The 7,539-nt window shown below is 30.5% G+C and carries 8 protein-coding genes; 3 read left to right on the top strand and 5 right to left on the bottom strand.

From position 1 onward, the window contains the following. A partial coding sequence (locus I3V78_RS38870; RefSeq protein WP_204496991.1) for a type IV secretory system conjugative DNA transfer family protein occupies positions 1–1,719 on the top strand: 1,719 nt, incomplete at its 5' end. A gap of 612 nt (positions 1,720–2,331) precedes the next feature. On the opposite strand, the gene I3V78_RS38865 is transcribed toward I3V78_RS38870, so the two are convergent. From I3V78_RS38865 to I3V78_RS38845, 5 genes are read right to left on the bottom strand one after another with little or no spacing between them, the layout of a single operon-like run. Then, positions 2,332–2,697, bottom strand: a complete 366-nt coding sequence (locus I3V78_RS38865; RefSeq protein ID WP_204496990.1) for a type II toxin-antitoxin system HicB family antitoxin — start codon at positions 2,695–2,697, stop codon at positions 2,332–2,334. After that, positions 2,682–2,939 carry a type II toxin-antitoxin system HicA family toxin gene (locus tag I3V78_RS40435; RefSeq protein ID WP_204496989.1) on the bottom strand — a complete coding sequence of 86 codons (258 nt, stop codon included), beginning with the start codon at positions 2,937–2,939 and terminating at the stop codon, positions 2,682–2,684. The genes I3V78_RS38865 and I3V78_RS40435 overlap by 16 nt, the downstream gene beginning before the upstream one ends. Before the next feature lie 23 nt (positions 2,940–2,962). Continuing rightward, entirely contained in the window at positions 2,963–3,727 is a 765-nt protein-coding gene (locus I3V78_RS38855; RefSeq protein ID WP_204496988.1) for a GNAT family N-acetyltransferase, read from the bottom strand. Positions 3,728–3,736: 9 nt separating this feature from the next. After that, the gene (locus I3V78_RS38850) at positions 3,737–4,138 is read right to left on the bottom strand and encodes a helix-turn-helix transcriptional regulator (RefSeq protein ID WP_204496987.1); all 402 of its coding nucleotides are present in this window, start codon (positions 4,136–4,138) and stop codon (positions 3,737–3,739) included. A gap of 1 nt (position 4,139) precedes the next feature. Next, a complete protein-coding gene (locus I3V78_RS38845; protein WP_204496986.1) occupies positions 4,140–5,207 on the bottom strand; it encodes a replication initiation protein in 1,068 nt (355 codons plus the stop codon). Positions 5,208–6,103: 896 nt separating this feature from the next. Between I3V78_RS38845 and I3V78_RS38840 the strand changes: the two genes are divergently transcribed. Continuing rightward, entirely contained in the window at positions 6,104–6,574 is a 471-nt protein-coding gene (locus tag I3V78_RS38840) for a hypothetical protein (RefSeq protein WP_204496985.1), read from the top strand. Then, complete coding sequence (locus tag I3V78_RS38835) at positions 6,574–7,500, top strand: DUF5712 family protein (RefSeq protein WP_204496984.1); 927 nt, start codon at positions 6,574–6,576, stop codon at positions 7,498–7,500. The genes I3V78_RS38840 and I3V78_RS38835 overlap by 1 nt, the downstream gene beginning before the upstream one ends. Positions 7,501–7,539: the final 39 nt, after the last annotated feature.

Below are 7,539 nucleotides of genomic sequence, written 5' to 3'. Positions count from 1 at the left end.
AACATGATTGAATTAATTATCTTACTAATACCTATCGTTGCGTTAGGTCTTTACATCAAAAGGGAGCAAAACACACAAGCTATGATAAAAGCAGGTATTGTGTTAGTTCTTATTATCGCATCTACTATGTTTTTTCAGAATACCAAAGGGACAGATACAAAAAGCCTAATGCTGATGTTTGTCGGAATGGTTGGAATGTTGGGCAGTTACATTTACGCCATTATTTTAGGTTTAGGAAAAGGAAGAAAAGGAAGTTTAAAACTATCTAAACAACAGAAAACAGAGGTTTTTACTTTTTCTGCAGGTAGAAAAGATTTAACCATAGCAAACCCATTTAGAGGCGTTTTAATTGTAGGAGGTGCAGGAAGTGGAAAGTCACGAACATTTATGTATCCAATTATCAAGCAATGTGCTGAAAAGAATTATACAGGAGTTCTATATGACTTCAAAAGTCCCGAATTAATGAGTTTAGCAGAGCAATGCTATAAGCATTACGACAGCCCTGTAAGAACTGCTAAAATAGATTTTAAAAACCCTTCAAATTCACAAAGAGCAAACCCTTTAGCATACGTTGAAAGTGCTATACACGCAACAAACTATTCACAGGCTTTTATACTCAATTTAATGCCTGAATATATCCAAAAGCAAGACTTTTGGAGTAGAAGTATGTTGTCTATATTTTCTGGTACAATATGGTATTTTAAAAAGAATGTACCACAATTGGCAACACTACCGCATATTTTCGCTTTTTTCTTTACTGCAAATGCAAAAGAAATAGTACAAATATTGAGTACAGATAATGAGATAAAAGGTTACATTTCATCACTCGCAGAGGCGGTGGAACAGGGAGCAGAAAAACAAGTTGCAGGAGTTTTAGGAACTTTAAAAAACGCAATAGGTATCTACAACACACCTGATATTTTTTGGTTACTATCTGCAGACGAAACGAATTTAAACGTAAATGACCCAAAAGACCCTACAATGTTGCTTATAGGTAACAATTCTACATTAGCAGATACATACGCCCCTTTATGTAGTTTATTAATAACGGTTTGTAGCAAGCTGATGAACGAACCAAACAAAATGAAATCCGCTATTATAGTCGATGAAAGTCCAACAATTTATTTACCAAACTTTGAACAAATCCCTGCAACTGCAAGAAGTAATAAAGTTGCTGTAATTGTAGGAGCACAGGACATTAGCCAAATGAATGATAAATACGGACGAGACAAAACAGAAGTATTAGTGTCGAATTTAGGTAACCAATTCTACGGAAGAACCACCAACAAGGAAACGGCTCAAAGAGTTGTAACAATGTTCGGACAGCGTGAGGACATAGTGGAAACCAAAGGTAAAAGCGGTGGAGTTATAGGCGATGCAGTAGGTATGTATGGCAAACGTTCAGTAAATCAAAGCATACAAAAAAGAGATAGGATAAAAATACAGCAAATGACTACCTTAAATGCAGGGCAGTTTGCCGGAATTTTAGCAGAGGGAAAAAACAAAGAATTTTTGGAGCAAATAGACTTACAAAAAATGCCAAATTTTGAAGTTCGAAAAACTGATAACGGTTACAGTTTAAGTAGTGCGACAAGTCATTTTGATAGTGTTTACAGACAAGTGAAAACGTTTTTAGGTAAGCGTGAAACGATATCCGATAAAATCGAAAAAAGGCATAAAAAGAAAGGTTTTGGACGGATAACGGATTTAGATTTATAGAGTTTTAAACTTTTAAAAATCTTATCTCATTCAACTTCGCCAAATCCTCGATAAGATCAAAACAAGTTTGAACTTATCTCACATCTTGGCTCGTTTCATTTCGCTAAATTTTTAAAAGGGATAGAACAAAAAAATTACGCCAGGCATACCTAAAAAGATGCTTGGCGTAATTCCTTGAAAACACTAACGCCCTACGGTTGTTGCATTTTAAAAAACGTAGCAAATCCACGCACCGCCAACCTCTTTTACTACCTTTTTTAAAACGTTAGCTACCGCTATATTTTACAGCAGTATATACACTTATTACAATGGAATAAATAACGTATAAAAAAATTCCGAATAGTATGTATTTTAGTATGTTTCGTTTTTTTCTTGGTTGTGTATCTAGGCTCATTTTGGGTACAAATTATATTTTATTTTTTTAGATATTACACTACCAAAACTAATAGAGTAAATCTAAAAAGCTCATTTTATTGACTTAAAACAGGTGTTTTTTTCGTGTATTTATCATTTTTATTGATTTTAGATATTACACTACCTTTTTGTTTTTTGGGTACAAATTATACACTTGTGGTTTTGCCTATTCTAAAAAAACCTTTGATTTTGAAAAAATCAATCAACATTTTTAGTAATAACCATATCTTCATGATTCATCAAAAAATCAAAAGCTTTATTTACTACTTCATTAAGTTTCATTTGCTTTTTTTCAGCTAAAATTGCTAAATAGGCGTGAACTCTAGAAGAAGTACGAACATTAAAAATGCCTTTGTAAAATTTATTAGGTTCTTTTTTTAATTCTTTACAAGTCTCTAAATAATCTTCGACAGCTTCTTTAAATGAAGTTTTTAATTCATTTACAGATTCCGCTTCATAAGTAACTAAATCATTTATACCTATAATTTTACCGTATAATGTATTATCATCAGCACTAAATTCAACAGAACCGTAATAATCTTTATGTTTTAAATAATTTTCCATAATGATAACTTTTCTAAAATTTGTTTTATAACATATTGCTTAACAATGTTACTAGGGTGCGGTTTATGTAAATTAATTATTCTATTTTCAGTATCGGAAAATTTAACTCTCGACCCGCCTGTTTTCCCTTTTTTTGTTATTTCAGTAAAACCGTAATAAGCCAATATCTTTTTTAATTCATCCCAAGTTAAATCTTTAGGATTACTTTTAAATTTCTCGATTAGTTTTTCAATTTTACTCATAAGCAAATATAATAAAAAAGTAACTATTTTTTAGTTACTTTTGTTTTTTTACTGAAATTAAGCAGAATAAGACAATCTATAGTATTATTAAAATAAGTATCTACATTAAAACCAAGAACTTGACCTTCGTTTTTTAAAGCTATCTTAATTAAGGGAGGTAAATGAATGTTTTTATTATCAAGTCTATTTAATGAATAAGATAATTGCTTTTTTGGATGAATGTATTTACCAATTTTTCGATTAAAATGGTTTTTTTTAAAATATTCAATGGTTTCTATTTTACTAATATCAGATGAATTATTGGATAGACTTAAAGAACCTATTAAATATTCATAATGTATATTTTGATTAAATATTATTTTAATACTTTCAAGTAACAAAAATAAAGGGTATGTCTTTTTTTGGTATTCTTTCACTATAAAGAAACGACTAATTTCAATTGCTTTATCAAATTTAGATTGAATTTCAAAATCAAAATCGAATAAACTACTAATATAAAAACCATTGAATCCGATATTTTTCAATATAGAACCACCTAAGCCAACACGAAAAGACCCAGCAATATTCCTTTTTTCATTATCCCATAAAATAACGTGACGATAATGTTTGTCATACTTGTCAATATCTATATATCTTCCAGTTCCTGAACCTATTTGGTTGAAACTTTTTTCTCTAAGAAAACCTATCATATTAATTAGATTGGCTACTTCTTTATATTCGGCAAAAAAGACATCATATTTACCTGAAGAAATAATTTTATTTTTGATATTATCTACATTATTAGACATTTTATTGATTTACTTTTTTAAAAAATTAGGATTATTTGAAGCCTCTAATAAATTACGTTCCTGCATGATAGACAATATTTTTTCCATTTGTCGTTGGTGGCTTTCAGCGGATTTTTTATGATACTCAAGTTCTTGTTTTAATACAGGGTACTCAATTAAACGTTTTTGAAATTCTTGGTATTCCTCCGTACTAAAACCCTCAACGATATCGTAATCAACAGGGATTTCGTTTAGCTGTCCGCTGTTGTCCGTTTCTTGTCCGCTGTTGTATTCTTTTATCAAAATTTCTAACATCTTTTCGGAAACCTCAATACCTTTGTTATCAAAGGATATAAACGATTTTAGGTATCTGCGGACAGTCCTGTCCGTAACACCTAAAATTTTTGCAATATCTTTAGTGCTATAACTCATTTTACACCTTTTTTGTTTCTGAAATTTGCGTTAAAATATCATATTGTTTCGATGTTTTATTTGTTTTCTGTTCGATATGTTTTTTTACTGCAGACATTGTGTAACCTTGTACGTTATCCCTTGATTTTTGTAAAGCATTCAATTTTGTTTTTTCTAAAAAATCTAAACCTTTTTCAGTACCATTAATTTTAAAAAACTCTTTCAAAACTTCCCTATTTGCACCATTAAAATTGATTTTGTTCTCATTCAGATATTCAAGTACAGGCTTTGTAAAATCCCAATTTGGAGAAACTTTTTTGATTATTTTATTTCTTTTTAGAATATCATTTTTAGTGTGAAAAATATGTATTTTAAAACCTACGATAGAACGACCTTTTTTAACGTCCTCATAATTGAAAGTTAAATCTGTTATATCGCTTTCGTCTAACTCTTTTTTTGCAGAGTCTAACACTCTTTTTTTAAAATCTTTTGTAGCAGGGTACTTGTTTTCAGTATTTGTAATAAAACGTAGTTCCTCGATGTCAATCTGAAATGTAGGGCGGTTCCGCCATTTACAAATCAAATCGTACATATATGAAGAATAAAGGGTTTTTAACTCTAATGATGTTTTGAAACTTTTTAGGCTATACCCTTTCGAAACATCACATAAAAATTGGTAAGCTGTTAGTGATAGCTTTACCTTAAAAAATTCGGAGCGAGGATTTAAAACCGCCATTTCTATAAGACCTGTATAAATTTCAGTTCCATCTGGAGTAACAATGTCAATATCTGTTTTACGCAGTTTTTTTATAGCCGACCTTAAACGGTCGTAATTTTGATGATTTGGTTCAACATCCGACAAATTATAAGTAAACACAATAGATTTATTTTCATCAAACTCAAATTCGTGTTGTTCGTTTATATGCAAACCTCTATTTATGTTTTTTGCGTTTTCAAACTTACTTTTCAGATACGGTGCTAAACTATCTATAAAAGCGTTTAAAAGCCTTTTTTCATAAATGTTAGAAAGGTTTATTTTTGATAAAGTAACGTGGTTACTTTGCATTGTGTATTTTGCCTTTTTTTGCATAATGTCTCAATTTGTCCTTTTACAAATATATAAAAAAGGACAACAAAAAAGACAGATATAAAACATATGTCCTTTTAATGTCTCAATATGTCCTTTTTGGAGTTTTTTAGATGTCTCAATATGTCCTTTTAATGTCTCAATATGTCCCTTTTAAATCTGTAAATCCTTTTAAATACAGGTGTTACGTAAGGGTGTAAACATTAAATAAAACTTGTTTGATAGATAAAAACAATGTAAAAAAGAATGTTATTCAGAAATTCAATAGCAATGCAGATGATTTTTTCAAAATCAAAGGTTTTTTTAGAATAGGCAAAACCACAAGTCAAAAAACCAAAAATTAGCCGTTTTAAGCCATTTTTTCAAAAATTCCTTACTAGACTAAAAAAAAGAAAAAAAGTTGCGCTAAAAAAAGAAAAAAGGCTAAATTTTAGATGATAAATATGTTTTAGTTCCTAACTTATTTAATTGAATGGAGCATGAATATTTTTTACATGAACACAGAAAAAAAACAGGTTTGTTTTGTACTAATTTCACTTTATTAAAATTATAGTTGCAATTCGGACAAAAATTACTGTTTGTTTGCATAATATTTAACTGGTATGTAAGATGTAAGTGGGCAAAAAATGAATTTTGCCCGACTTGTGTATGATGCCCTCTTTGGCTCTAGTTGGGTTGCTCCTCAGCATTGCCCAATTCCTTCCTCAAGGTATTACAAATATACACAAAATAATTGGAACGAAACGGTATTCAAAAGAATAGCAAGACGATACGGGACTTTTTGCTTAATTTCATTTCGCAACGTCCCGTATAGTCTTGCTCTACGAGGTTGAAAATCATTATTTTATATTTTTTTTAGTAGGATTTTTAATTTTACTATATTTGGAAAAAAGTATATTATGAGCGATAATGCTACTACTGTAAGGGTAAAAACATATACAAAAGAATTAATTTCTAAACATTCAAAAAAACAGAAACTAACACAAAATGACCTTATAGAAAAAGCGATTTTAGTAGCTGAAAAAATGAATTTTGAATATGAATTGCCATTGCAAAAAATTGAAAAATCACAAGTTCAGCAGACAAATAGAATGATTGGTTTTTTGAAAACACAGGATAAAAATATGGCTCAAATGGAGCAAAATATTTACAACTTTTTTAACCAAAAATTACGTGAAGATAGACGCGAAATTTTGGAATATTTTTACATAAAAACGTATGAAACAATCGACGAAATTTGTAAAAAATATTACATAGCTGAAGATGAAGAAACAGCACCAAGAAAATACAATATTTTTATGGAGCGATTTAGAATGTTTTTTGCAGAAAATTACAAGGTACTTTTAAACGATATTGACGAGCTGAAATAATGCACACACAGTTTAACACATCAAGCGTAAAAGGGGGTAATACTGGCAGTTGTTCAAACCTTACAAATTACTTAGATAAAGAGCAACAAAATGAGTGGTTTAATGATAAAGAAAACGGCATCAAAACAAACGAAGTACAAAAGGAAATTGACCGTTACGGAAAAGGGCAATTAAGTAAAGAAGATTGGAAATTTGTAGAAGTGGAGTACAACCCAAGCCAAGCGGAACAGCAACAAATAATTTACCAAGCCACAGGCAGAAACGATGTTAAAGATTGGCAACAGCTTTCCCCACAGGAAAAGGCAAAAGTAAAAGAAGAATTTGCCAATTATGTACGTGAAGCACAAGATATACAGGCAAAAAATTACGGAAGAGATAACATACAAAGTGGTGCAGATTTGAAGTATTACGGCAAGGTTGAAACCCAAAGAAGATACAAGGGAACTGATAAAGAAGTGAAGCAAGGAAATGCTAAACAAGGCGATTTAAAGCAAGGTTTAAACTTACACGCACACATCATACAAAGCCGTAAGGCAATGGATAAAAAAACGAAATTAGCACCAACAAGCAAACACAAAAAAAGAACGTCAAAAAATGTTATTCAACAGGGATTTAACCGTAACGAATTTTACAACAAAATAGAGGCTAAATTTGACCAAAAATTTAACTTCAATAGAGATATTAAGCAGACTTTTGAATGGAAGAAAGCCAACAAACTAAATAGGTTAGAAACTAAACAAAAGCTTGAACAAAAAGCAGAAAAAACTCACAGCCAAAAACGTAATGAATTAATAGCTAAAAGTAATAACAGACCGATAACACATTTACAGGAAATAAGGCAAAGAGATATAGAGAAAGAGAGGCAACAGGCACAGGAACTCAAACAAGAAAAGAAACAGGACAGGGGAATGGGTTATGGTCGATAACATACTTTACGGAATGAAAACATACTTTAACTAAATAAA

The sequence above is a fragment of the Archangium primigenium genome (genome assembly GCF_016904885.1).
GTDB lineage: Bacteria > Myxococcota > Myxococcia > Myxococcales > Myxococcaceae > Cystobacter > Cystobacter primigenius.
This window is presented reverse-complemented; position numbering and strand designations above follow the sequence as displayed.

Coding starts and splice junctions, on each gene's coding strand:
- I3V78_RS38865 (WP_204496990.1), bottom strand. CDS start 2,697: ATGGAAAATTATTTAAAACATAAAGATTATTACGGTTCTGTTGAATTT.
- I3V78_RS40435 (WP_204496989.1), bottom strand. CDS start 2,939: ATGAGTAAAATTGAAAAACTAATCGAGAAATTTAAAAGTAATCCTAAA.
- I3V78_RS38855 (WP_204496988.1), bottom strand. CDS start 3,727: ATGTCTAATAATGTAGATAATATCAAAAATAAAATTATTTCTTCAGGT.
- I3V78_RS38850 (WP_204496987.1), bottom strand. CDS start 4,138: ATGAGTTATAGCACTAAAGATATTGCAAAAATTTTAGGTGTTACGGAC.
- I3V78_RS38845 (WP_204496986.1), bottom strand. CDS start 5,207: ATGCAAAAAAAGGCAAAATACACAATGCAAAGTAACCACGTTACTTTA.
- I3V78_RS38840 (WP_204496985.1), top strand. CDS start 6,104: ATGAGCGATAATGCTACTACTGTAAGGGTAAAAACATATACAAAAGAA.
- I3V78_RS38835 (WP_204496984.1), top strand. CDS start 6,574: ATGCACACACAGTTTAACACATCAAGCGTAAAAGGGGGTAATACTGGC.